Genomic DNA, 1,613 nt, shown 5'->3' on the forward strand with positions numbered 1-1,613 from the left:
CCCGAGAAAAGCGGAGGCGGCGACGGAGGCGAGGCCAGTGGCGGAAGCGGCGACGCGGGTTCCACGAGGATCCCCTCGGCTGCCGACCTCGCCGGGCTCGGCGGCGACTCGCTCCGCGCGGTCTTCGACGCCCTCGCCGAGCCCGTGAAGCGCGGCGAGAGCGACCCCCGCACCCTCGCCGCACTCGACCGGCTCTGCAGAGGACTCGAAGGCGACCAAGCCGTCGCCGCCCGCCCGCTGGCTCTCGCCCTCGTCAAGCACCACCTCGACGCGCCCGGCGCCCGCGAGACCCTGCCCGACCTCGTCGCCTTCGAGGGGCTGCCCCTCGGCCAGGAGGCCTTGCGGCAGCTGCGCGAGGAGTACGGCGACCGCGCCGACGACACCCTGCGCCGCAGGCTCCGCGGCCCCCTGCCCGCCCTGACGCAGCCGCTGCGGCTCGCCCTCGCCGTGGGCGCCGACGGCGGAACCGGGCTCGCCGAGGCCATGAACCGGCTCGCGGGAGCACTGCTGCGCCCCGACCGCGCCGAGTGCGCCCACGCGGTCCGGGTCCTCGAAGAGGTCGACCACCCCCCGCTCACCCGCCGGGTGCTGCGCCTGCTCACCAAGGACCTCACCGAACGCAAGCTCGACCGCCTGCGCGAGCTGGCGGACTCCCCGCAGGGCGACTGGCTGCGGCGCCATATCGACGAGGCGCCGCCCACCGTCCGCTTCGCCGCGGCCGCCGCGCACTGGCAAGGCCCCCCGGACCATCTGCGCGGCGCCGAACTGTTCAAGCGGCTCACCGAACTGCTCCCCAAGCAGAGGGTCGAGGACAAGGCAACGCTGGGCGTGCTGTGGCACATCGTGTGGCGCACCACCCCGCCCAACCGCGCCGAGCAACCCTGGATCGTCCGCACCTGCACGCCCCGTCTGATCGTCGAGGCGGATCTCGGCCGCCGCGTCATCGGCTGGCTGCGGGAGCCGGACCACTGCGACGCGGCCCTGGTGGAGTACGCCCGGGCGATGAGCGGCGACACCAAACTCGGCGCGGGCGACCGCCACACCGCCGTCCTGCTCGTGACCGCCCAGGACCTCGCCGACGGCCGGACGCGGCTCACCCGCTCCGCCGTCGACCGCCTCGGCGAGCTGTTCCGCAAGGTCCCGCAGCCGGGCCTTGTCCTGCGCCAGGGCATCGAGGAGCGGGTGGGCCACGCCCTCGCCCGGGCGGACCCTCTCGACGTGTGCGAGTCCCGGGCCGGGCGGATCCTCTTCCCCGCCGGACGGGAACTGCTGCGGCCCTACCGCGCGTACTTCCTCGATGACCGCACCCGCGACCGTCTGCTGCGCGAACTACCGGAGGAACCCGCCAAGTTGGCCGCGTACTTCTACCTCTGGCGGCCCCGGCGGCGGCACGGCGTCAGCGGGGAGTGGAACGCGGTCGCCGAGGAACTGCTCGACCAGGTCCTCGCGTCCGTCCTCCCGTACGTGGACGACGACCCCCTCGGGCAGGTGGCCACCATCCTCGAGAGGAAGAACCAGGACGTGCGGGAATGGACGGCCTGGCGCCACCGGATCAGGCAGCGGACCGAGCCCCGCCCCGAGCTCCGGCCCGAGTACGGGCCGGAGCCCAAGGG

1 protein-coding gene is annotated in these 1,613 nt (G+C 74.6%); it reads left to right on the plus strand.

Annotation, left to right across the window (positions count from 1 at the left end; translation table 11 throughout):
• On the plus strand, window positions 1-1,613 hold a 1,613-nt coding region (locus GKQ77_RS32550; RefSeq protein ID WP_219692753.1), incomplete at both ends, for a GTPase-associated protein 1-related protein.

The sequence above is a fragment of the Streptomyces anatolicus genome (assembly GCF_019400875.1).
Lineage (GTDB): Bacteria > Actinomycetota > Actinomycetes > Streptomycetales > Streptomycetaceae > Streptomyces > Streptomyces anatolicus.